Raw genomic sequence first — 24,471 nt, 5'->3', positions numbered from 1 at the left:
GGGGAAAGACCAAAGAAATTGTCGAAAATAAGAAAAGTATTGGGGTGCAGTTCAGTTTCCTAGTCCCCTCGTCCCACATAAAATAGATCCCTCTGATATCAAAGGGATCTACACTCTACCTATCTAATTAAATCGCTCCCGTAACCCAAGCCACGATCGCCATCACAATTGTCGTTCCAAACGCCCACTTAAATATAAACTTCTGATGATCCCCAAGCTCTACCCTAGCTAACCCAATTAATAGGAACGTTGCCGCCGTTAATGGACTAAGCGGGAATCCTGTTGTCATTTGTCCCAATATAGAAGCGCGCGCCATTTCAATAGAAGCCACCCCATACATTTCGGCAGATTGACTTAAGACTGGCAGCACTCCAAAATAATACGCATCCGGTGTAAAGAGAAGACTGATTGGCATACTGATTACGGCTACTAGAAGAGCCATCGATCCGCCTACCCCGTCAGGAATAATGTTAACCATCGCTAAAGCCATCGCTTCAATCATTCCTGTTCCACCTAAAATCCCTGTGAAGATTCCTGCAGCAAATATAATAGAAACAACTGTTACCATACCAAGCGCCTGACTTTTGACTTGCTCTTGTTGATCTTCAGGTTTTGGATAGTTAATGAGTAAGGCAACAGCAAATGCTACCATAAAGACAATCGGCAGGGGCAGCCATACTTTTATTAAAGCCACAATAGCTAAAACCGTTATCGCTAAGTTAACAAGAAATAGTTTTGGTCTACGCATTTTGCGATCTTCATCGGAGAGTTCCTGATGATAGTTGTATTCGAAATCTTGCACACCTAACCGTTTTCTTTCTCTTTTCCCAAGAATGTAGGCAACAAATAATACCCAAATGATTCCTGCAATCATGGCTGGAATGAGAGGAGAAAAAATCGCGCTTGGGTCTAATCCTAACGCACTTCCTGCTCGTGCAGCCGGTCCGCCCCATGGCATCATGTTCATAATTCCTGCCCCTAGAGCAACGACCCCAGCTAATACGAGACGACTCATTTTCAATTTTTCATATAATGGCAAGAGCGCTGGAATCGTAATTAAAAATGTTGATGCACCTGAACCATCCAAATGTGTAACCATCGCAATAACCGCTGTTCCGACTACAATTTTTAATGGATCACCTTTCACCATTTTTAAGACTCTAGATATGATCGGATCAAATAAACCTGAATTGTTCATGACACCGAAAAATAGAATTGCAAAACCTAACATTATTCCCGTTGGGGCTACACTTTGAATCCCTTCAAGCATCAAAGGGCCGATCTCTGCACCAAAGCCTCCTATTAACGAAAATACTAACGGAACAATAATTAGAGCTACGATGACAGAAACCTTTTTTGTTAAAATTAAAAATAAAAACACCGCAATCGTCAAAAACCCCAACGTCGCTAACATATGATTCCTCCTCGAAGATTTTTTGTAAAGCGCTTACATTTTATGGATAATCTACCTAACAATTAAGAAGGTAGATTGACTTCCATTTCTAACAACGCGCTGCTTAAGCTCTTTCCATGAGTATCTAACGCAAGCGATGTCGTGACCCCTCCTAGCAAACTATTCTTGCAAACAAAGTTGTATGCTTTAATCGATGACACATCATATCGGATGACTTCACCATCGATAATATCTTTTAAATGCTCTTTCACTTTTTCGGCGGTTACAACTTGGCCGAGCCATTGATAATCTTCTTCTTTATATGGAATAAGTGATAGGTTAGAGGTATTTCCTTTATCCCCTGCCCTGCTATGTGCAACCTCATATAGTTTAATTGTCTTACCGTTCATAATGGAACACCTCCACATTTACCTGTTTATCAATGACTTCTCTTTCTAATAACGTAGATACAACACCTACACATTCGGAAACTTTCTTCCGTGCTCCTCCGCCTCCGTAAGGACCATTCGTATAAAGGGCTTCTACTTCATTTCCTAATCGTTTGGCGAGATCTTGATTTTCACATAGCGCCGCAGCACGGAGTCTAACCTCATACGGGTAATGTGTACCAAAACTCGTTCGGTGCACCGAAGTACATCCAATTAGATCGATTCGCATATCTGGAATCTCTTTAGATAGACGTCTTTTTAAAATATCTTCAGCCATCTTCCCTCGTTCAACAGCCGTTGTCCCGGCATAAGAGATTTCCCCTTCACTTAAATAGCCTGCATGATAACCAATCGATACCTTATAACTGCTTGGTTTCTTTTTCCCTGACCCTCCAGAAACCTTCACTTCGTTTTCACCAACTTCAATGAGTTTTACATTAGAAAAATCTGCTGTAACATCTGGAGTTATATAGTGAGCAGGATCATGTACTTCATATAATAATTGTTCTTTCACAGTCATCAGATTCACAACTCCACCAGAGTCTGGTGTCTTAGAAATGACTGCTGTGCCATCTTCCTGAATTGTGGTGTATGGGAATCCTAATTTAGCTACGTCCGGTACTTCCTTCATCCCTGAGTCGGCGAAGTATCCTCCTGTAATTTGTCCCGCGCATTCTAGTAAGTGCCCAATCACCGTTCCTTGACCTAGCCTCTCATAATTGTCTATCTCCCATCCGTAGTAATCAATCATTGGTGCAAGAAACAGCGATGGATCCGCTACTCGACCTGTGATGATGATATCGGCACCAGTTTTTAATGCTGGAAGCAGGGCCTCAACTCCTAAGTAGGCATTTGCAGAGATTGTTTGATAGTCTTTTACTGTATTTTTATTTTCTAAAATCTCTTGCTCTGTATCGAGTTCCTTTACGACATCATCGCCGGTCACGACAGCAACCTTGCATGAGATAGCTAGCTCTTTCGCAATTTCGATTATTTTTTTTGCTGCTGCTGTAGGGTTAGCAGCCCCCATATTCGTGATGATTCGAAATCGTTTTTCATCGAGGACCGGTAACAATGCATACATTCGGTCACTCAGTAATGGGTCATACCCTTTGGTAGAATCCTTCTTCTTTTCTTTTTGGGCAATCGCAATCGTTCGTTCTGCTAAGCATTCTAACACTAAATAATCTAAATCTACTTTTTGAGCTAACTTTACTGCTGGCTCAAGACGATCCCCTGAAAAGCCAGCTCCACTGCCTATTTTCAACATAACAATTCACCTCATTTATCTGACTACAGTCTTTTTTACTGTGAAAACTTCTTCTGTTTTTCTCTAATGGTGTTTCTTTCTAACAAAAAACCTAACCTCATTCACCTATCCTCCTTGAAACCGGTGCTTACTTAACAAAATGCAACATCTGTGCCAAAATAAAAAACGCTTCATGTAAGCGTTTTTATCTAAATAGTTTCTAATTTTTTAGAAATCGAATTTTGTATAACGTCGTTTTTTCAGTTCAAAACCTTGGTTGGATCTAGATTTCTAAAAAGTTAGAAATATTGAAGCCGAATTCTAATTTTTTAGAAATCAGCAATATTATATTTTTTCATTTTGTTATAAAGTGTGGCTAATGACACTCCTAATGCTTCAGCTGCTCTTTTTTTGTTTTCAAGTCCTGGCCCATACTTTGATAAAGCTTCTGTTATTACTCTTCGCTCCGTCTCGTCAACGGCTTCTTTTAATGAAAAACTATTCGTCCTGTTGTCGGGGCCAGTCATTTCGCGATTGTAAAATGTACTTGGTAAATGTTCAGGTAAAATCTCGCCCCCATCCGTCATACAAATCGCATAATCAATCGTATTTTTCAATTCTCTCACATTTCCAACCCAGTCATAAGCTTGGAGAATAGCCAGGGTTGATTCATGTAACCGGTAGAAGGGTTCTCTTTCTAGATGACTGTCATGCTTACTTAGAATGAAATCAACAATCTTAGGAATATCCTGCTTTCGCTTCCTGAGCGGAAGAATTTCAAGATGTAACACATTCAAACGGTAGAATAAATCCTCACGAAATAGATTTTTCTCAATGAGTTGTTGAAGATCACGGTTCGTTGCTGCAATGACCCGTACATCTATTTGTCTTTCTCTCGCTTCTCCCACTCTTCTAATCGTATTTTCCTGTAAGACACGCAACAGCTTTGCCTGCAACTCGTAAGATAATTCTCCAATTTCGTCTAGAAAAATCGTTCCTGAATTAGCTATTTCAAATAGTCCTAGTTTGCCCCCTTTTTTCGCACTCGTAAAAGTCCCTTCCGTATAGCCAAACAGCTCACTTTCAATTAGTGATGCAGGAATCGTTGCACAATTCACTGGAATAAACGGCTGATCAGCACGAGAACTAGCATTATGAATCGCTTGAGCAAACAGTTCTTTTCCGGTTCCACTTTCCCCGATAATTAACACCGGTAAATGAGATTCCGCCGCTTTTTTCCCTAAGTAGGCAACCTCTTTTAACCCACCTTCTGTACCAATAATCTGATCAAACGTGTATTTTGCTTGGTACAAGGATCCCATCTGCTTTTTTAGCTGCGAAAGCTTCTGCTTGTTTTTCTCTAGTTCTTTTGAAAGCTTATGTACTTCTGTTAACCCTTTGCAGATCGAAACGGCTCCAATAATTTCTCCGTTTAAGAGAATAGGAGCCATATCGACAACATATTCAACATTGCCTTCTTGTCGATACACACCGATCCGTTCCTTCCCGTCTTTTAACGTCTCAACCAATTGAGCTTTCGGCCGAACAGACCGAAGTGGTTTGCCAATAATGTCTTCAGGTTTTACTCCGGTAATTCGGGTGTATTCTGGGTTAATTAATCTTACAATTTCACCCGAGTCTATTACGAGTACCCCGTCGTGAATGGAATGGATGGCGGCTTTGAACCATTCTAGTTGGTCTTTAAGGGAAAGGTCTTTTAGGTTTTCGTAAGGCATTGTGGAACCCTCCTCGTAAATTTATCCTTAATCACTACATAAAAAAATATTTTTCTAATGGCTAACCCTTATTTTAACAGGGTAATTCTAGTTTTTTCACTTGATCTTTTTAAAAGATGTATATTGACAGAGTAAATTTTCTCATACTACACTATGTAAACGCTGACATAGTGTAGTAGTTTGGAAAATACCTAGAATAAAAGGAGGATTAAATACTTAATAATTCAAATATTCCTACTCCTGTTTTATTGTTTTTTCTGTGTTACGTCTTTTAACGCTCTCAACCATCAAAATCGAATTTGGAGGGGATATTATGAAAAATAGCAGACTGAAATTTTTCGTAGGAAGTTCGTTACTAACCGTTTCTTTTTTCTTGCTCTTTACTATGACGACCATGGCAAGCAGTAACCAAAATAACGGGATCGTAGCCCCACCTGTTGCCTCTCATGAATCAGGTCAATACTACAAAGAACAGGTTGTGACGCTAGATTCTACTACACCTAGTACACAAATCTATTATACGACTGATGGTAGTCTCCCTACGAACAATAGCACTTTGTACTCTGAACCAATTGAAGTAAGTGAAGATGTCACAATTAAGGCCGTGGCTGTACGTGGGAATGGGAATGGGAATGGGAATGGGAATGGCAAGGCGCTTAGTAAAAGTAATGGAAATAATCATAGTGAAATAGTAACATTCACATATAAATTTTTGACTAGAGAAGATATTGCTGATCAATTTCTAGTATTTGAATATAATAATATGCCATACCGTCTTTATGTTCCGGAAAACTACGACTCTTCCGTTTCGTACCCTCTCGTTTTATTCCTACATGGCGGTGGAGAACGTGGAACAGACAATGAAAAGCAACTAACTGCCAATGATGGTGCGGTAATCTGGGCTGCCCCTGAAAAACAAGCTAAAAATCCAGCTTTCGTCCTTGCTCCACAGGCAAGAAACCAACATGACGGCGGCTTCGGCATCACGAGAAATTCTGATAACATTGTAGATTTAACTAGAGTCTTTGAATTTTCTGAAGACCTAGGTACGGCTTATGAGATTCTTCAAAAAGTATTAGGAGAATACAACATTGATTCAAATCGCCTTTATTCAACAGGTCTCTCCCAAGGTGGATATGGAACGTTCAACTTAAATATTGAGTATCCTAATCTCTTTGCTGCAATGGTCCCAATTGCTGGTGGAGGAAATCCAGAAACTGCACATATTCTAAAAGACAAACCTTTTGGGCATTCCATGCTGAAGACGATGCCATTATTCCCGTTGCGCATACAAGAGATGCGATTGAAGCTATAAGAGAGGCTGGAGGCAATCCGATTTATACTGAATACCCTAAAGAATTAGGATATAACCATGGTTCATGGGTTCCTGCTTACGATAATCAAGACATGATTGATTGGATGTTTGCACAGGTTAAGCGTTAGGGATAAAAAACAACAATCCCCCTCCCGTGACAACGGGGGGATTGCTCTTCGACTGAAAGCCTTTGTTACTGACCAAACCCTAAAGGGCCATGAGCGGTTGGCTAATTGTACTATTTGGGCCTATCCTCTTTTTTCAGTTCCCATATGCTGCAAGGAAAATTGTTAAACATAGAAGGTGAGATAGTACGATTCATGCGGTAAATACGTCACGCCTCTCTATCTAAACTCATGTTTTGGCAAAGATGAAGTTATTCTTCACAGGAAAACTAAGCTCTATATTAATGATAAAAGTTATGTTTTTCATCTTTTACATTTTATTTCCAACTAACTTCCCATCAGTAACAGATAAACCACTAGGGATCCAACAATACATATAAAAAACCATTAACTATAGATACCAAGAGAAACCTTACAGGACGATTCACAAAATTCTTACTTAGTGAGTCATGTTCCCTTTTCTTCAATTTAAATCTTTCGCTTTATCCCAACCATTATGATATGTTCAAAGAGAAACTGGGACACCTCCCCTCCCCATACGCCCTGAAAAACCACGTAATATTAAGTATTAAGATGAATTCATTAGATACAATCGTTTTCAATGTATTTTCCCGGTCATTTTAGACTATTGTTTAGCTGAAGTATATGCACGTTCTAACAGATAAGATCTAATTAGATGCTAATTCTAATTAGATTTTTTTTGCATTATTTGCCTTACAAGTTGCCTCTCAAATACCAATACTACCTTCGTTCTCGTTCAAATTCCTTTAAAAAAAGATTCCTGTCCTCCACGGTTTTAACGATTTTGAGGGACAGGAACCTATAACAACACTAGTCAAGAAAATGAAGTTGAACGCCCTCAACATAAAGTTTAGATAGACCAAAATAAGGACGACTTTCAGGGTGCGAAAGTTGAGTCATTCATCTTTTGATTACATATTTTTCAGATTTCTCCTCAATCCTAATTCGCCTTTTGATGAGGAGCTATATCTGTTGTTTCTAGTTCACTTTTTTTTCCAGCGAGCCAAGTCGCTTCAATTTCTTCAAGTGATTTATTCTTTGTTTCTGGAACAAATTTCAATACAAAGAAAAAGGCTAACGTACTAATAAGGCCGTAAATAAGGAAAGATCCTGTACCTAATGCATCATTTAGCGGCGGAAATGTAGATGATGCTGTTAAATTAGCTCCCCAGCTTAATGTGACAGCAATTGCAACAGCCTGACCTCTAATCTTATTAGGGAATACCTCCGAGACATATACCCAAGTAACAGGTCCCCAACTCATCTGAAATACAGCTACAAACCCTAAAATGAATATCAACGTACTAATTCCTTGGATACCCATTAAGAAAAGGGATGCCACTGCAATTAAACATATTGCACATCCTGCAGAACCCAAAAGCAGTAAGAACTTTCTTCCTTTCCTATCAATGAGCTTTATAGTTAGTAATGAAACAACAACCCCTATAGCTCCCACGAAAATAGTTTGCAACATGGATGCTGACGGATCAGCACCAAGGTTTTCAAAGATTCGCGGCGCATAATACATAATAATATTTATACCGATAATTTGTTGGAAAATCGCCACTGCCATACCTACGAACAAAACTAGCTTTCCATAATGGAAAAGGCTTACTTTTTCTGTTGACGTGTTTATAGAATGTTTGATTTGTTGAAGGGTTTCGCTAGCTACTTGTTTAGATCCATTGATCTTTTCTAATAAGCTATATGCTTTATCATAGTCATGTTTAAGAGCCATAAATCTAGGTGTTTCCGGAATAAATAACAGCAGGAAGAAAAACAATGCAGCTGGAATCAATTCTGAAGCAAACATCATTCTCCATCCAATTTCATTGATCCACTCTCTCGTTTGACCTAATGATATGAGCCAGTTAACAATGTATACAACAGTTTGCCCCAATACAACAGACATACTATATAAAACGACCATTCTCCCCCTGATATTCTGAGGACTCATTTCACTAATATAAACTGGTGCGATCGCTGAAGCTAATCCTACTCCAATTCCACCTAATATTCTATAAATATTAAAAGTGATCAACAATGCAAGGCTAGGTTCACCTAAAGTGAAGAATAGTAACTCTGGGTAAGCTGAGCCTAGTGCTGATAGAAAAAATAATATAGCTGCTATAATGAGTGTATTACGTCGGCCTATTCTATTAGACAACAATCCAGAAATGATTGCCCCTATAATACACCCGACCAATGCACTAGATACAGTAAGACCATGAGCGAATGAACTTAACCCTAAGCTATCTACTAGATAAACTTGTATCGACTGTTCTGCCCCTGCAATAACCGCTGTATCGTAACCGAAAAGAAGTCCACCTAAAGACGCCACTGCTGCTACAAATAAAATGTAATATCGTTTGTTATTTTTCATAAAAGTGAAGGAACTTCCTTCAACCCCCCTTATTTATTACAATGATATAGTTCTCTATCTAAACATTAACGATCTAATGCTAGCTTCCTAATTTAATTCTTCCTTTATTAAGCGAAATGGTATTTATATAGATGATGTTAACCAAGCAAAGATTTTTCGCAATCATCACTATTAGAATTACGTAAACAATATATCTCTATATTGAGTGAACGCTTTCACAAATCGAGAAAAAACTCTGATTTTTATATGACTTAAAATAAGCAAACTTCAAAATAACCCCTTAAATCACAGAAGTCATACAAAAATGTCCTTTTTATAGTCCATTTAGGGGATATTCTCTGTAAAATCAATAGTAGGTTCAAATCGCCCTACTATTGATTTCCTTTTCGTTCTGTATCACGATTAAATTCTTCAACGAAAGGGAAGGTAATATTATACTGTAAGACTCTCTTCCTTCTTTAAAGTCTATCCCAGAATACGGTCCCTCGTCCCTTGTTTCGCTTATTTAATTAGTACCTCTTTATTTCCTTGATCATAAAAAGCTGGGCGCTCCGGTAATTCAATTGGGACAATTCCACCAGAATGTTTCGCTTCTACACACGCATCCGAAGTAACAGCAACAACATATCCATCCCAAGCTGAAGGACCGTTCATTTCCCCTTTAACGGTTGAATCAATCCATTCTTGCAATTCAACATCATAGGAATCAATAAAACGATCCTTCCAATCAACATAAATCTCCGTCGAAAGCTTAGCTTCACTGCGCATCAGAACGCTTTGTGGTTCAGGTAGGTTGGCGATTCCTGTTTCACCAACAATCTGACATTGAATGTCATAACCATATTTACAATTCACAAACACTTCCGTATCGATGCGAATCCCTTTTTTCGTTTCTAGCAAGATCATATGCGGGTCTTGAAGACCATTCTCTGCAAAACGTGTGTTCCTTGGTAAAATGACTTGACACGAAACATAATCATCTTCTAATAACCAGCGTAATACATCGATTTCATGAACAAATGAATCGGTAATTGCCATATCACCGCTGAAACCAGAGGCTGTTGGATTTCGGTGTGCACAATGCACAACTAAAGCCTCCCCTACCTTTCCTTCATCAAATACTTTCTTTAATTGACGATAACTTTTATCGAAACGGCGCATGAAACCAACTTGTACAAGCTGTTTCCCATGTGCAACTTCAGCATCTACAATTCGTTTACACCCTTCAGCTGTTGTTGCCAATGGTTTTTCGCAAAATACCGGTTTGCCGGCAGCGATAGAGGCAAGAACAAACTCTTCATGTGTTGGTCCCCATGAGGTAACGATAATTGCGTCCACATCATCCGCTTTGATTACACCATGTCCATTTTCATAAATTTTGGCATTTAGATGTAACTCACTTACTACATTTTTTGCTGATTCAGCATTCACATCTGTAACAGCAACAATTTCTCCTCCAGTAAGGTCATTTGTAATACGGCGGATATGATCTCTTCCAATAGCTCCTGTCCCAATTACACCAATTCTTAAAGTCATAGTAAAAGTTCCTCCCTAATCTAGTTGAATAACCGCTTTTGTATTTTCTTCTTCTCTGTTTTTGACAAAACTCTCTTAATTTTTAACCTACTATTACAATCTCGGTAAGCTTTCTCTTAATAAATCTACAGACTTCTTAACACCTGTAAAAGGCTCCATAGTTAGATCTTCCATTTCAATCACAATCGGTCCTTCGTAACCCGTCATCTTGACCACTGTAAAAAATTCCTTCCAGTAGCCTACATCATGCCCGTATCCAAGGGCGACATAATTCCATGACCGAGTTGAAAAGCTCTCCATTGGTTTTATATCAAGGAGTCCATGAGCATCATTAATTCCACGTTCAATTCGGACATCTTTTGCATGCACATGATAAATAGCGTCTCCTAATGTTCTAGCTGCCGCAATTGGATCTCCACCCATCCAGAAAAGGTGACTTGGATCTAAGTTCATTCCAACCATATCGCCTACTTCATTTCTTAATTTAAATAAGGTTTCTGGATTATGAACTAAGTTATATCCTAGATTTTCAATAGCAATTTTCTTAACCCCAAGATCTTTTGCCACTTTTACAGCCTTTTCCCAATACGGAAATGCCACTTCATTCCACTGATACTCTAATGTTTCAAAGTGAAGAGGAATAATTGGATGAGTTATCCAGTTTGGAATTTTATCATTACGTCCTCCACTTGGGCACCCAGACATCATCACAACCGTTTCAACACCTAAAAGACCGGCAAGCTCAAACGTTTTATCAACAACTTCTGCATGAGCTTTTCCTTCTTCTGTTGGTTCCAACTGATTTCCAGAGCAATTTAATGCAGCAATTTCAAGGCCTCTACTTTGTATTGCATCTAAAAATCTAGCACGTTTTTCTGCACTTTCTAATAGACCGTCTAAATCCACATGTGGAGCTTTCGACCAGTTTCCACACCCTAACTCAAGTGCTTCTAACCCTAATTCCGAACACGTATCAAGCATTTCTTCAAATGGCATATAGCCAAGAATATCTGTAACCAAACCAGCCTTCATCATTTTTTCCTCCATTTCAAAATATGCTAAGAAAATTGATGAAAGGGAACCTTAATGGAATCCCTTTCACTTCATCTTAATTACTGCTTACTCATAAATAGCAATATAATCATCTATTTGTTCAGGAACGACTAGCTGAAAAGGAACCAGCTTTGTTTCTACTTCTTCACCATTCGCCGCCTTAACTGCAGTTCGAATACTTTCGATACCTTGACCTCTAGCATCCTGGAATACAGTAACTGTTAACTTCCCATCCTTCATAAATTGTAATGCAGCAGGTGTTGCATCAACACCAGCAACAAGAACTTCATCAAGTTTGCCAGCTGCTTCAAGTGCTAAAATAGCACCAATTGCCATTTCATCGTTATTCGCAACAACTGCATCAATCTCTTTACCAGATTGAATCCAGTTTTCCATCAATGTCATTCCTTCGTCACGATTCCAGTTCCCTGTACCTTGAAATACAATCTCCATATCAGGATTTTGTTCAATGATTTGCTTATTTCCTTCCGTTCTCATAATTTGGGCTTCATGACCCATTTGACCTTCCATAATGGCAATGTTTCCTTTACCTCCAAGCCTTTTTGCTACCTCTTCCATTTGAAGAATTCCAGCTTCAATAGATTCCGAACCAACGTATGCACTTGCCTTATCTACGCCATCGAACGTTTGATTTGCAACAATGATAGGAATACCTGCTTCATTCACTTTGGCCAAAATGTCAACTGCTGCCACAGTATCTACTGGTGTTAAGATAATGGCATCAACACCTCGAGCAATAAAGTTTTCAATTTGATTCATTTGCTTCGCACTATCATTTTCCGCATTCGAGTAAATAAATTCGAAATCTGGGTGATTCTCTTGTTCTTCTTCCATTGCTTCAATCATGTATGTGCGGAACTCAGTAATATTTTGTAATGAAACCCCGATAACTTTTTTATCTTCACCTGATTTAGAACCACCTTCGGATGAAGCTCCTTCATTACCACCACAAGCTGCAAGCATGAACGACATAACCAAACTGAGAATTAATACAAAACTTCTTTTCATTTTTTAACTCCCCCTAATTGAGTGCCCATAGTGTAATCGCTTACTTTTGTGCCGCCGACTGATATCTTTTTTTAATTCCTCCTCTCTCACATGCTTTTAGAATCATTTAATTTTTTCAATTGAAGCCTAGCTCTTACAATTTGATTATAGGAATTAAGACGTTAATTGTATTTATCTAGAACAGACTTGATTTTGTCCATTAAGGACATCCCCATTTTCGAATGACATAGAGTGTAGAAATAAAAGCATAATTAAATACCGTAAATACTGTTATTAAGGGGTTAAAAACCATCATGATAAAGAATTCATTCACTTGATAAAAAAGCACATTTGCCTTTTAAAGACATTTTTTTGTCCGAAACAGACATGTTGTAGTTAAACCTAAAAAAACTATCACTCCAAACGAATGGTTGAAGTGATAGTTAGTAATCCGTGAAAGACGTTTTTTTCAAATTTGTATAAAGAGAGCGAAAACGCCCTGGTGGGTTACGCATAATGGCTCGAAACACTCGGGTAAAATGATGAACGGAAACAAACCCGCTTTCCTCTGCAATATCCTTGATCGTTAAATCAGTCGTTTTTAATAAGGTTGCAGCCTTTTGAATCCTTTCATGCTGAATAAAGTCAGAGTAATTCATCCCTAATTGAGTAACAAATAATCGAGATAAATGACGCTCAGAAATATGGAATTGTTTTGAAACTTCCTTTAATTTTAAGGAATCGGTCAAATTATCTCTTATATATAATTTCACTTGATTCAGAACAACAGAGGAAGTATCAGGAATACTTCTCTGATTACTTGTAAGAGATGCTGGAGCAAAGGTTTGTATTAATGAAGAAATGAGTGAATAGGAAAGAGTTGTTAGGTTCTCTTCATAAAAGGGTTGTTGTAGTTTTGTCGCTTGTAGAAGTAACGACTTCCATAGTAACGCTACGGTTGTATCCTCATTTATATTAACGACAACTTGAGAGCTTCCCTTTACACCATCAATCATATTGATCCATTCCTCACTCGACTCAGATTCTACTAACTCAAAGGCAACATATACAACTGTAATTCCCTTTTCACTGGTAATCTGGTGAAGCACCTCTGGTCTTGATAAAAATAATGTATTCGCTTGAAGTGGATACATCTTGTTATCGTCCATATAAAATCCACTACCATCAAGAACATAGTGAGCCTCAAAAAATGAATGTTTATGAACTAAATTATTATAATGCTTTGGCATCCCTCCCCAATAATGAACATGAAATAAAGCTCCGTTTTGCTCTATTCGATGCACAAATTTATTCAACGCAATTTTTGCAGAAACGTAATTAACCAAGCAGACCCCTCCTTCATTTGAAGCTAGTTGGCTAAATTTCTATTGTAGATAAAACGATTCTATGAAGTAACTAGTCCCCCAACTTTGTAAAGCAGTTCAATTTCCATTATAGCATCATTCTGTAAAGGTAAATGGAATAGGAATAATTCGTTCATTTCGCTTCATATACATTTACTGAACAGGTTATTCTAGAATCTGATATGATATAATAACGTTACAAACTTCCGCGCTTTTTTAGCATATAATCGTTTCTATGTAAAAAGGGGGCTCTTCTATGGAAAAATTTGATTTAATCCTTAAGGAATTACAAAAATTAAACCTGCGAGTAAACGATCTTGAAGCAAACATGGTTACTAAGCAAGATCTCGAAGGCATGGCTACTAAGCAAGACCTCAAAGGCATGGCCACTAAGCAAGACCTCAAAGGCATGGCCACTAAGCAAGACCTCAAAGGCATGGCCACTAAGCACGATCTTGAAAACATGGCCATTCGACTTGATCAAATGAGTAAGAAACTCGATACTGTTGCCTCACAAGTTGCCCATAATACTGAACAAGAATTGCTTTTGAAAGATGTTGCTCAAAAAGTTATAGATCATGAAATGGACATCCGCTTAATTAAACAAATGATTACCAACAAATAGATTTTTCAGTTATTTTTCAATACCAATTTTGATCAAATTCCTTCCTTTTCCAGTCAAGCAAAATGAAATAGACTGGGATATCCCCTAGCTCATTGAAAAATACTAATAATTGCAGCTTTTGTCACTTATATTGAATCTATTTCCACTGTTACAGGTACCTGTCTATGGGCTTTTTTTAATTAGCTTATACAAAAAAAAAGTCCTCCTGTCTCTAGTAACAGGAAGACTGTATTCATGCACTTACCTTACTAATTTTTCAATTCATTGAAACAAAAAAAGTAAATCAATGCATTCCTTTCCATTCTCCTTGATTTTTAGATGATTTCATCTTTTTAGCTTTTTCTTTGTGCGCTCGATTAGCCGCTGCACTTCCGGGCTCTTTCGAGAACTCTGAATCGGTTTTACTTGAATCAAATCCTTGTTTATTCTTTTGATCTGCATTTGTTTTGCCATTTCGTTTCGCCATAAGTATCACTCCTTTTTTTTATTATAAGAATTAAAAAGAGAATTATACTAAGTGATACCTGTTACTATCTTATGAATACAAAACGAACTTGGTCCTTAACTTTTTCTATGAAAAGAAAGGTGTTGGTGAGTGGCTAAAAAAGGTGAAAAACCGACTTTTTTTCAGTGCCCTCTTGGATATTTTACGTTTTCTCCTAGAAACGCTACGTGCGTTTGCCATCCCCTTACAAATATACATTTTCATGCTTTGCTATAAGGCGTTGCCATCTCTTTTCTACTTCTGCTTCAAAGTCTTTTAATAGCTCTTGATTTTCTTCTTTTAACAAGTGTTTCGTTTTTCCCATATATGATAACCACTCTGTTAATGGAACACGCTTGTTTTTTGTTTCTGGATTATACGTGATGGTTGTTATTCCTTGTTCAACCTCATACAGTGGGAAGAAACAAGAATCTACCGCTTGCTTTAAAATTACTTCACCATATCGATCTTCAGATTTCCAGTTAAGTGGACAAGTGATTAGTATTTTTCCATAGACGGTTCCAACATTTTGGGCATACCACTGTGCTTTTGCTCCTTTTTTTACTAAATCCTGAGGAAATGCTTCTGCTCCAGTAAATACATATGGAATATTTGTTGCAGCCATAATCTGGGCTGTGTCCTTATGGTGGAATGCTTTTCCTTTTTGTGTTTTCCCGATTGTTGATGTACTTGTCATATGTCCAATAGGAGTTGAATAAGACATTTGCGATCCTGTATTCATATACCCTTCGTTATCGTACTCGAGCATGATGAGGTTATGGTTACGAAGAGCTGTACCAATGGCTGAACTCATTCCAATATCCATTCCACCGTCCCCTGTCACCATTACAAATGTTGCATCTTCAGCGACTTCAATTTCTCCACGACGTTTCAACTCCAAAAAGGCTTCCACTGTACCAGATAATGTCGCTGGTCCATTTTGGAATAAATTATGAATCATCGTTTGTTTATGGGAACTGTATGGGTATGACGTTGTCGTTACATAAGCACAACCTGTTTGGAATAAGACGACGATGTCGCCCTCAATTCCTTTAAAAAACAACTCCAATCCTGTAAAAATTCCGCATCCTGGACAAGCACCATGCCCAGAAGCAATCCGCTTAGGCTTATCGGTTAAATTACGGAGCGGTGGTATTTTCACCTTCAATTTCTGTGTTTCTTCATCCATTTTCACATCGATTAATCCTGATTTATAGACATCTCCATGTTGCGGCGTAAGGATTGGTGTTAATGCATGTTCTGGGTTGCCAGGAACATGTCCGTAATAATCAAACGGTTGATCTGCATACCCTTTGTCGGCTGCATCAATAGCCATATTAAAAAGCTTTTTTGCATCATCCGCATAAAAGTCTTTTCCACCCAAACCAAATACTCGGCTTAACACAATGGTTTGATTGTTCTTGTCGTCCTGAAGAGCTGATTTTACTTCATGTGTTAAGTTAGGGCCATTTGCACCGTATGAATCTGCACGCTCTCCTACTAGAAGTGCCTTCACATTCTTTAGTGCTTCTCTTATTTCCTTTGCAGGGAATGGACGAATGATATTAGGACTGATGACGCCTACTTTGATTCCTTTTTTACGATAGCAGTCGACTACATCCTTCGCTGATTCTGCTGCTGAGTTTAATAAAAATAGGGCCACTTCTGCATCTTCCATCTGATAAAGATCTAGTACGGAATACTCCCGTCCTGATACCTTCGCATACTCAGAGACGACTTCTTTAAAAACTTCACCTGCGGCATAGATGGCTTCTGATTGTTGAAAATGGTTATTAATCAAATCGCCACCATTCATATGAGCACCAATCGTAACAGGTTTCTTCGGATCACGAGCAAAATGGTAATTAGTCGGACATTCACCTACAAATTGTTGAACAACTTTCCGATCTGTAAAATAGTCTACTTTTCTTTTTTGATGAGATGTAAAGAAACCATCATACGCAACAATGACTGGTAGACGAACTCTAGCGTTTTCGGCAATTTTTAAAGCCATGATATTCATATCATAAACCGCTTGAGGAGTTCTTGCCGTTAATATTATCCACCCAGTATTTAACCCATAGTAAAGATCGGAATGATCACCACGAATATCAAGCGGCCCACTGACAGCACGAGTTACGAGATTCATAACCATTGGAAAACGCGTTCCAGCCTGCACAGGTAATTGTTCAATCATATATAAAAACCCATTCGCACTCGTTGCATTGAACACTCGTGCACCCGTAGCTGAGGCCCCGTAGCAAATACCTGCCGAACCATGTTCCCCGTCAGCTGGAATTAATTTGATATCATGTTCACCACGAGCTTTCATTTGGTCTAAGTATTGGGCAACTTCTGTTGAAGGCGTAATCGGAAAATAACCCATAATATGGTAGTTAATTTGCGCAGCTGCCATGGCAGCCATTTCATTTCCCGATTCAAATGTCGTTGTTTGTTTTGCTACATGTATCTCTTTAACCGTTTCTTTTACCATCACCATTATGAATGACCTCCTACTATGTAAGGAAAGTTTTGTTTCACACGATTTTCATCGGAAAACCCAATCATTTCTCGCAAGTCTGTTAGTGCGGAAGTCGGACAAGCTTCTACACATTTTAAACAACCTTTGCAATATTGATAGTCAATTCCTTTCAGAAACATTTGCTTTCGACCTCTTTTATCTTCCCCTTCTTCCCAGACGAAGCAAAAATCAGGGCAAACCGTATCACAGGCAGCACAATTAATACATTTTTCTACCTCTAACTGTGGTAAGAACCCTTGACGCGAGCCGCTTACGTCCTTTAACACACTATTTCCTTGAGCCGTGATCGTACCACCAATTTCTTGAGTTAAGTAGCCTAATTGAACTTGAGGACGTTCAAACGTTTGCTTTACTACCTCTTTACGCTCTTCGAATGTTTTAAATCTTACTTCATGAAAACCACGATCAAAGGTACGAATATTCGAATCTACTAAATGTGGATATTTGTTTTCAAATGTTTTACGAATCACATCTCTCATAACATCTGGATCTAGAAAGTCACATATTTTAAAGAGGGCACCGAGCATAGCTGTATTTACCTTCGTTTTTTCTTCAACGGCAATACTTAAGGCATCGACAATAGCTACGGTTCCTTGCTCTATTTTTAAGTCTGTTTTTATTTCTTCAAACTGTCTTGTTGAATTAACAAGAACTATGCCATCAGGCCTCATGCCACTTGTGACATTGACCATTTTATATAAGGCTTCATGAAAAACACCGATTACATGTGGTTCTTCAATCGGACTGTGTGCACGTATTTCTACATCCGGTTCACAATAGCGAATAAAACTTTTCACAGGAGACCCTTTTTTCTCTGAACCGTATGTAGAGAAGTTCGAACCATTTAATCCAAGACCTAATACTCCTGCTTCTGCTAGCATCTTTCCTGCTAGGTTCGCTCCTAAACCGCCGATCGATTCTAAGCGAATTTCGAAAAAACCAAGCTCATTTTTTTGCGGTAAAATTGACAAAACATTCCCTCCTACACTTTTTAATAGTTGCTTATCATTGATAAACTGTCCTTTTCATTATAGAAGGTATGAATTTCTTTGCTGTGATTCAAATCATACTGCCCTTTTAAGTGATTTACATCACAACCTCTTTCAGAACAACTTGTTACCATTAATGTAATCAAAATTACAAAGTAATTTACTGGAGGTAAGGATTATGAGTATGTTCTGTTATCAATGTCAAGAAACTGCAAAAGGGACTGGTTGTACAATCGTTGGGGTATGTGGGAAAAAGGATGATCTTGCTAATATGCAAGATTTACTTATCTATACAATTAAAGGCGTTGCTATTGTCAATAATGTCGCACGAGAACTAGGCGTAAATAAAAAGGAAACAGATAAATATATCGTTACATCTCTTTTTATGACAATAACGAATGCCAATTGGGATAAAGAAGACTTCTATAATCATATAAGAAAAGGCTTATCACTTCGCGAAGAGACAAAATTTGCTGTTACAAACGCTGGTCATATGGTAGAAAACACGGGTGACTTTGTCACTTGGTATGCTGAAACGAATGAGGAAATTGAAATGAAATCAGCTAGCCAAGAAGTAAGTATCCTTGCAACTAGAGACGAAGACATCCGTTCATTACGGGAACTCATCGTATATGGGCTAAAAGGATTAGCAGCTTATTTGGAGCATGCGAATCACTTGGGATATCAGCAAGACGATCTTTATGCATTTATGCAAAAAGCACTTGCTGACGTGACGAATGATGACCTATCGATAGATGAATTAGTAGGCTTATCCATGGAATGTGGGAAATATGGCGTTCATGCAATGGAGCTTTTAGATAACGCCAATACAACCACCTATGGGAACCCTGAAATCACAAAGGTCAACATCGGCGTTCGTAACAACCCGGGAATTTTAATAAGTGGTCATGATTTAAAAGATATGGAACAACTCCTTGCTCAAACGGAAGGAACAGGAGTTGATGTTTATACGCATAGTGAAATGCTTCCAGCTAACTACTACCCGGCATTTAAAAAGTATAATCACTTTGTCGGAAACTATGGAAATGCTTGGTGGGAGCAGACACGTGAGTTTGAGAGTTTTAATGGTCCTATTCTCATGACGACAAACTGCATTGTCCCACCAAAAGCTTCATACAAAAACCGCATGTACACAACAGGTGCAACAGGTGTTGAAGGTGTTAGTCATATAGAAAAAAAGGAAGATGGAACGAAAGATTTTTCTGCACTCATCGAGCATGCCAAACAATGTGAGGCACCAGTAGAAATTGAAAAAGGGGAAATTGTTGGTGGGTTTGCACATGATCAAGTCCTAAAACTGGCTGACAATGTCGTTGAGGCTGTAAAAAATGGTGATATCAAACAGTTCTTTGTTATGGCGGGTTGTGATGGTAGACATAAAAGCAGAAAGTATTATAAAAACTTTGCTGAAGAGTTACCTAAAGATACAGTCATTTTAACAGCTGGCTGTGCGAAATACCGATATAATAAGCTAGATTTAGGAGATATTAATGGGATTCCAAGAGTACTAGATGCCGGACAATGTAACGATTCTTATTCATTGGTCCAGATTGCATTAAAGTTAAAAGAAGCGTTTGGGTTAGAAAGTATCAACGATCTACCATTATCTTATAACATTGCCTGGTATGAGCAAAAAGCCGTGATTGTCTTCTTATCCTTACTGTACCTTGATGTGAAAAACATCCATGTCGGTCCAACTTTGCCAGCATTCTTATCAGAAAATGTAAAAAATATGTTGATAGAGAAATTCAACATTGGTGGCATCACGAACGTAACAGATGATATCGAAATGTTCATGCCTGAGACGGTAACAGCAGGAGAAAATTTATAGATATAATGAAAGGCATTCTACGTAGCGCAAAAACGGTACGTAGAATGCCTTCTCTTTTGAGACATGACCAGTTCCAGGCCACTGAAAAAGGGTGGTTTTCCCTTTTTCAGTGGTCTCTACCAGTTCCCCTCGTCCCTTAGAGAAACAAATTTCTGAGACGCTCCCAAAAACTTACTTTCTCTTCTTCCTCATCGAAAGTTGGTTCTTCCTCTTCTTCTACTTCAATCGGTTCTGTTTTGAGAATAAATTGGACAGATGCAATGTTTGTATTTTTCGGTGATACAAACGAAACGGGCTCAAAATCTGACTTATCGAATTGGTCCCTCATTGCATCAATCTCTTCTTGCATCTGTTCTGGTAAATCATTTGTAGTATCAGCTAATTCTTCTGTACCATTATGAAGCTCTCCGACACTGTCACTCAGCTCCGATGTCCCTTTTGCCACTTCCCCGAACCCTGAATCAATCTCGCTGTAAGAGTTTGCCAGCTGCGCGACACCGTCTGTATAAGAAACGAGGCCTGCATGAAACTCGCCATAATTTTTGGCAAACAAACCGATTCCTTCTTCTAACTCACCTAATGCGTCCAATCCTTCCATACTCTCAAAAGCGACGGAAAGCTCTTTTGCCATCGTGCGTAACTGATTGCTTATGTCAGAGACAGCGCCGCTAGTTCCTTCTAACGTCTTGCCAACAGCAGCAAACGCTTCTTTCACATTGTCATATGTTCCTTTTGCTGTTTGGGCAGCAACATACACATCTAGTAACTTTTCAATTGTATCTGGATCCGCACCGCTTGCGTATAATTGCTGAATGTCTTCTTCGGATACAGCAGAAGCTGGAATACCGTTGATCGCTTCATTTAATGCTGAAAATGCCATCTCATAGTGTTCTTTTAATTGGGTTAATCCACCCCCTACCTCATTAAGCCCATCTGCCATAATCGATAACCCTTCTGGCAATTGCGCTAAATCACTCAAATCCATCTCACCTGATGTGCCATTCAGTCCCCTGTATAGTGTCCTGAGTGATTCATCAATTATCCGGGAAGCATTGATGATTTCAGAGGAAGCATTCTTTATTTCGATCATCCCTGCCCCATATTGTCGAGAACCAGAGTTCAAACTTTGAACACCATCGTTTAATTCCGATACACCTGTGTTTAAAACAGACACACCGTTATTTATTTCTTGAATCGCATCACTTAACGTTCGCATTTCGCTCGTCATTTCGTCCGTTTCTAGATGATCAAGCGCCATTGATAACGGAATAGCTGAAATGTCGATCCCTTCCATTTCAAAATCGACAACATCAGCAAGAAAACTAATATCCGCATCACTATCAGGCATGACCGTATACGTTAATTGTCTCTTCTTCCCTACATTCGCCATCGTTGCATCTGGTGCTTGGATATTGCTAATGATCTCGGTATTAAGAGTGAGAGAGATTTGCATCGTATAGTTTTCAAAAAACGAAGGGTCTACTCGTTCATTTTCTGATGTTTTGATTGTGAGCAGTAACCGGCCCTCGTTTCCTGCTAACTCATCTGCAAGAACTTCTTCCCCATCGAGCATGTAGGAAATGTCGATATTCCATGGCAATTCACGCCCTATCATATTCCCTTGATAGTAGAACCAACCTGGTGCGGCTTCAACCTGGACCTCATCCCCGTCTTGCTCGATGACGTGGATCGGAGGGACAGGTTCATTGACCCATCATTAACTACTACTAAAAAAGCCCTCCTGCCTCATTAAACAGGAAGACTTTTTTCATAGAGTTGAAAGGACAAAGGGACAAGTTGAAACCCTCTAGATAGTGGGTCGTAGTTCCTGTCCCTTACATCTCTATCTCCCCACCATTAATTCTCTTAAACCCTCGCACTTTGCCTAACTCTTCGACAAGCCTTAATGCCGCTTTATCTTTCGCTTTCGCCTCTATCATAATATCTGCTGATCTCCCGTAAGCCTTTAATGCTTTGATAAAGGGAATGGCAAACTCCATGTCAACATAATCGGCATGGGCTCGAATTAATTTTTCTGACTTTGGAGAGGATAAGTGAAATTTAGGAAGCTTTCCAGTACCTTTCCAAGTGGCAAAAATTCTAGGAAGTAAATCTTCTACTGTTTCATCTCCAGGATTTGCCCAGTGATGATGATAATCAAAAACAAAGGCAACACCGTGCTTTTCACAAACTTGCAGAGTTTCTTCTGCTGTGTACGTTTTATCGTCGTTCTCAAGCGTCGTTTGCCTACGAATAGCTTTATCAAGTTTCACAAAGTTTTTGTTAAATCTAGCTATCGCCTCTTCCTTATTCCCATAAGCGCCACCAACATGGATATTTATGTTTGCATCCTTATGTAATCCCATTGCTTCAAACATTTCATAGTGATAGGTCATATCGGTAATGGCATTTGTCGTTACATGATCCTGTGGACTCGTAAACAATGTGTATTGATTCGGGTGAAAGCTCACACGCAAATGATATTTTTGAACCAATGCTCCAATTTCTTTGAACAAATCATGAAAAGGTGTCACATAATCCCATTTAACCTCTGGATGTGTAGCAAGCGGTACGATCGAAGAAGACATTCGATAAACGTCAATGCCATGTGCAATATTATAATGAAGAATGCGAATCGTATTTTTTAAATTTTGCTCTGTAATATGGTATAACTTTTCCTCCTTTCTACTATCTTGATCTTGTTTCTTCCAATTCGTAAACGTTAACGTTCTGGAAGGGGAAGCTTCCCATAAAGAAAGCGCTGTTGAGACGTATCCGAACCTGAGTATCATCGTACCACTCCAAACCTATGATAGATGAATGTAGTGTGTGTGAGTTACAGGAACTTCATACGGGTTCAATCACTATTGAGGCAATTTAAACTTACTAAAAAGGGGCGGTTCTCCGAGAGGCCCCGAAAAAAGGTAAATATCACTTTTTTCGGGCCTCTTATGTAAAAAAGCATTGAAAAAGGTTGTTTTACCTTTCTCAATGCTTTCGGTTTTCCTCCTACTTTTAGTAGAAATATCAACACTATATCTACAGGGTTGGATTTTGCCTTTATTGGTTGTTATACCCGCTTTTTCTTGCTTCCATTTCGTCAGCTATTTCAGCATCAAACGCCTTAATGCTTTCCGCACGTCGATGGTTTTTCTCTTTAATTGCTTTTCGTTGCTCTTCTTGTAAGTCCGACTGCAACGTCTCTTCAGCCGCCTCAATATTATGTTGTGTATTATCCTTCATTTGTTGCAAGCGCTCCACATTATTCTTTCGATTATCTGGTTTTGCCATGTTCATCCCCCTTTTTCACGTAAGATAGGCGCTTTTACTAGCGCCATCTTAGTATGACAAAGACGGAAAATGATAATTCAGAAAATGGACATGATTATTTTGGATTCCTTTATTTTCTCTGATATGATGATCCTGCTAATTAGATACAAGAACCCTCCCTTTCAAGTAGCGAATCAACGGAAAAACTTCTAGCACCACTAATTATAAGAATTAACAACAAATTTTGTTTTCTTACCGATTATAATTTTTTATCGTTAAGCATAAATTATTTTAATTTTATAAATAATATTTCTTCTCTATAATTAAAGTGAAGACGTATTATTATAGGGGGCTTTACTATGACTGAAATTATTAAGCAATTTGAAGAAATACCAGCTACTTGTATATCTGATGCTTTACAAGGTCTGACGAACATGGATGTTTCCATAAAACCACTTAAAGAAGACTACAAAATGGTTGGAAGAGCTTTTACAGTTAAAGTACCTGTAGGTGATAATCTACTTGTACTAAAAGCGATGAAAGAAGCTAAGGCTGGTGATGTTTTAGTTATTGACATTCACGGGGACACCACTCGTGCTATTGCTGGAGATTTTGTTTTAGGAATGGCACAAACATTAGGAATTATAGGAGTTGTCACAAATGGGGTAATTCGTGATATTAAAGGAAGTAAAGCATTAAATTTCCCCGTCTTTTGTCAAGGAACAACATTAGCAGCTGGTGGAAAAGGAGGCTTTGGAGACATGAATGTTCCTATTTCTTTAGGTGGAACCACTGTTAATCCAGGTGATATTATTGTAGGAGATGCAGATGGAGTTGTAGTTGTTCCTCAACATATTGAAGAAGAGGTCTTAAAAAAATCTTTGGAGAAGTTACAAAGAGATGAAAATAGAGAACAAACGATCTCTGGTAATATTGAAGCTATACACAAATATATTGATGATATGCTTTCAAAATAACAAGGGAGGGGTTGTCTCAAAAAAACATTGAGACAACCCCTTTCCTTACATCTAATTATTAACATTCAGTAGCACCTGAGTCTTTTTTAGTTCATTATGC

At 38.5% G+C, this 24,471-nt stretch carries 19 protein-coding genes; 4 read left to right on the top strand and 15 right to left on the bottom strand.

Features of this window, described 5'->3' with window-relative positions:
* Positions 1-127: 127 nt before the first annotated feature.
* The 4 genes from AC1FXP_RS12845 to AC1FXP_RS12830 form a co-directional block, all read right to left on the bottom strand.
* Positions 128-1,414 carry a CitMHS family transporter gene (locus tag AC1FXP_RS12845; protein WP_480061949.1) on the bottom strand — a complete coding sequence of 429 codons (1,287 nt, stop codon included), beginning with the start codon at positions 1,412-1,414 and terminating at the stop codon, positions 128-130.
* Between the two features lie 62 nt (positions 1,415-1,476).
* Positions 1,477-1,803 (bottom strand): AtuA-related protein, encoded by a 327-nt coding sequence (locus AC1FXP_RS12840; protein ID WP_480061947.1) that lies wholly within the window; start codon positions 1,801-1,803, stop codon positions 1,477-1,479.
* Entirely contained in the window at positions 1,793-3,112 is a 1,320-nt protein-coding gene (locus AC1FXP_RS12835) for an acyclic terpene utilization AtuA family protein (RefSeq protein ID WP_480061945.1), read from the bottom strand. Before AC1FXP_RS12835 ends, AC1FXP_RS12840 begins: the two co-directional genes overlap by 11 nt.
* Positions 3,113-3,420: 308 nt before the next feature.
* Positions 3,421-4,827 (bottom strand): sigma-54 interaction domain-containing protein, encoded by a 1,407-nt coding sequence (locus AC1FXP_RS12830; RefSeq protein ID WP_480061943.1) that lies wholly within the window; start codon positions 4,825-4,827, stop codon positions 3,421-3,423.
* A 313-nt stretch (positions 4,828-5,140) separates the two neighbouring features.
* Between AC1FXP_RS12830 and AC1FXP_RS12825 the strand changes: the two genes are divergently transcribed.
* Positions 5,141-6,142, top strand: a complete 1,002-nt coding sequence (locus tag AC1FXP_RS12825; RefSeq protein WP_480061941.1) for a chitobiase/beta-hexosaminidase C-terminal domain-containing protein — start codon at positions 5,141-5,143, stop codon at positions 6,140-6,142.
* 1,086 nt (positions 6,143-7,228) lie between these two features.
* Here the strand turns inward: AC1FXP_RS12825 and AC1FXP_RS12820 are convergent.
* The 5 genes from AC1FXP_RS12820 to AC1FXP_RS12800 form a co-directional block, all read right to left on the bottom strand.
* The gene (locus tag AC1FXP_RS12820) at positions 7,229-8,671 is read right to left on the bottom strand and encodes a sugar porter family MFS transporter (protein WP_480061939.1); all 1,443 of its coding nucleotides are present in this window, start codon (positions 8,669-8,671) and stop codon (positions 7,229-7,231) included.
* A gap of 501 nt (positions 8,672-9,172) precedes the next feature.
* The gene (gene iolG / locus AC1FXP_RS12815) at positions 9,173-10,207 is read right to left on the bottom strand and encodes a bifunctional inositol 2-dehydrogenase/D-chiro-inositol 1-dehydrogenase (RefSeq protein WP_480061938.1); all 1,035 of its coding nucleotides are present in this window, start codon (positions 10,205-10,207) and stop codon (positions 9,173-9,175) included.
* A 93-nt stretch (positions 10,208-10,300) separates the two neighbouring features.
* Positions 10,301-11,239, bottom strand: a complete 939-nt coding sequence (locus AC1FXP_RS12810) for a sugar phosphate isomerase/epimerase family protein (protein ID WP_480062063.1) — start codon at positions 11,237-11,239, stop codon at positions 10,301-10,303.
* Between the two features lie 87 nt (positions 11,240-11,326).
* On the bottom strand, positions 11,327-12,289 hold the full coding sequence (locus AC1FXP_RS12805; protein ID WP_480061936.1) for a sugar ABC transporter substrate-binding protein: 963 nt from the start codon (positions 12,287-12,289) through the stop codon (positions 11,327-11,329).
* Between the two features lie 422 nt (positions 12,290-12,711).
* A complete protein-coding gene (locus AC1FXP_RS12800) occupies positions 12,712-13,614 on the bottom strand; it encodes a helix-turn-helix domain-containing protein (RefSeq protein ID WP_480061934.1) in 903 nt (300 codons plus the stop codon).
* 274 nt (positions 13,615-13,888) lie between these two features.
* Between AC1FXP_RS12800 and AC1FXP_RS12795 the strand changes: the two genes are divergently transcribed.
* Positions 13,889-14,257, top strand: a complete 369-nt coding sequence (locus AC1FXP_RS12795) for a hypothetical protein (RefSeq protein ID WP_480061932.1) — start codon at positions 13,889-13,891, stop codon at positions 14,255-14,257.
* Between the two features lie 283 nt (positions 14,258-14,540).
* Here the strand turns inward: AC1FXP_RS12795 and AC1FXP_RS12790 are convergent, their stop codons facing one another.
* From AC1FXP_RS12790 to AC1FXP_RS12780, 3 genes are all read right to left on the bottom strand, one after another.
* A complete protein-coding gene (locus AC1FXP_RS12790; RefSeq protein WP_480061930.1) occupies positions 14,541-14,723 on the bottom strand; it encodes a hypothetical protein in 183 nt (60 codons plus the stop codon).
* A gap of 223 nt (positions 14,724-14,946) precedes the next feature.
* Complete coding sequence (locus tag AC1FXP_RS12785) at positions 14,947-17,241, bottom strand: thiamine pyrophosphate-dependent enzyme (RefSeq protein ID WP_480061928.1); 2,295 nt, start codon at positions 17,239-17,241, stop codon at positions 14,947-14,949.
* Positions 17,241-18,254 (bottom strand): 2-oxoacid:acceptor oxidoreductase family protein, encoded by a 1,014-nt coding sequence (locus AC1FXP_RS12780; protein ID WP_480061926.1) that lies wholly within the window; start codon positions 18,252-18,254, stop codon positions 17,241-17,243. The genes AC1FXP_RS12785 and AC1FXP_RS12780 overlap by 1 nt, the downstream gene beginning before the upstream one ends.
* A 202-nt stretch (positions 18,255-18,456) precedes the next feature.
* Between AC1FXP_RS12780 and hcp the strand changes: the two genes are divergently transcribed.
* Positions 18,457-20,124, top strand: coding sequence for a hydroxylamine reductase (gene hcp / locus AC1FXP_RS12775; RefSeq protein ID WP_480062061.1), 1,668 nt, complete (start codon positions 18,457-18,459; stop codon positions 20,122-20,124).
* Between the two features lie 136 nt (positions 20,125-20,260).
* Here the strand turns inward: hcp and AC1FXP_RS12770 are convergent, their stop codons facing one another.
* The 3 genes from AC1FXP_RS12770 to tlp all read right to left on the bottom strand — a co-directional run bounded on the left by AC1FXP_RS12770 (position 20,261) and on the right by tlp (position 23,421).
* Positions 20,261-21,724 (bottom strand): YhgE/Pip domain-containing protein, encoded by a 1,464-nt coding sequence (locus AC1FXP_RS12770; protein ID WP_480061924.1) that lies wholly within the window; start codon positions 21,722-21,724, stop codon positions 20,261-20,263.
* 235 nt (positions 21,725-21,959) lie between these two features.
* A complete protein-coding gene (gene uvsE / locus AC1FXP_RS12765; RefSeq protein WP_480061922.1) occupies positions 21,960-22,916 on the bottom strand; it encodes a UV DNA damage repair endonuclease UvsE in 957 nt (318 codons plus the stop codon).
* A 268-nt stretch (positions 22,917-23,184) separates the two neighbouring features.
* On the bottom strand, positions 23,185-23,421 hold the full coding sequence (gene tlp / locus AC1FXP_RS12760) for a small acid-soluble spore protein Tlp (protein ID WP_480061920.1): 237 nt from the start codon (positions 23,419-23,421) through the stop codon (positions 23,185-23,187).
* A gap of 332 nt (positions 23,422-23,753) precedes the next feature.
* Between tlp and AC1FXP_RS12755 the strand changes: the two genes are divergently transcribed.
* Positions 23,754-24,371: an RraA family protein gene (locus AC1FXP_RS12755; RefSeq protein ID WP_480061918.1), complete on the top strand. Its 618-nt coding sequence runs from the start codon at positions 23,754-23,756 to the stop codon at positions 24,369-24,371.
* The last annotated feature ends 100 nt before the right edge of the window (positions 24,372-24,471 follow it).

It is taken from the genome of Halalkalibacter sp. HAAS-P013 (assembly GCF_056619925.1).
Note: the sequence above shows the minus strand (reverse complement) of the source record. Positions and strands in the feature narration are given on the sequence as shown.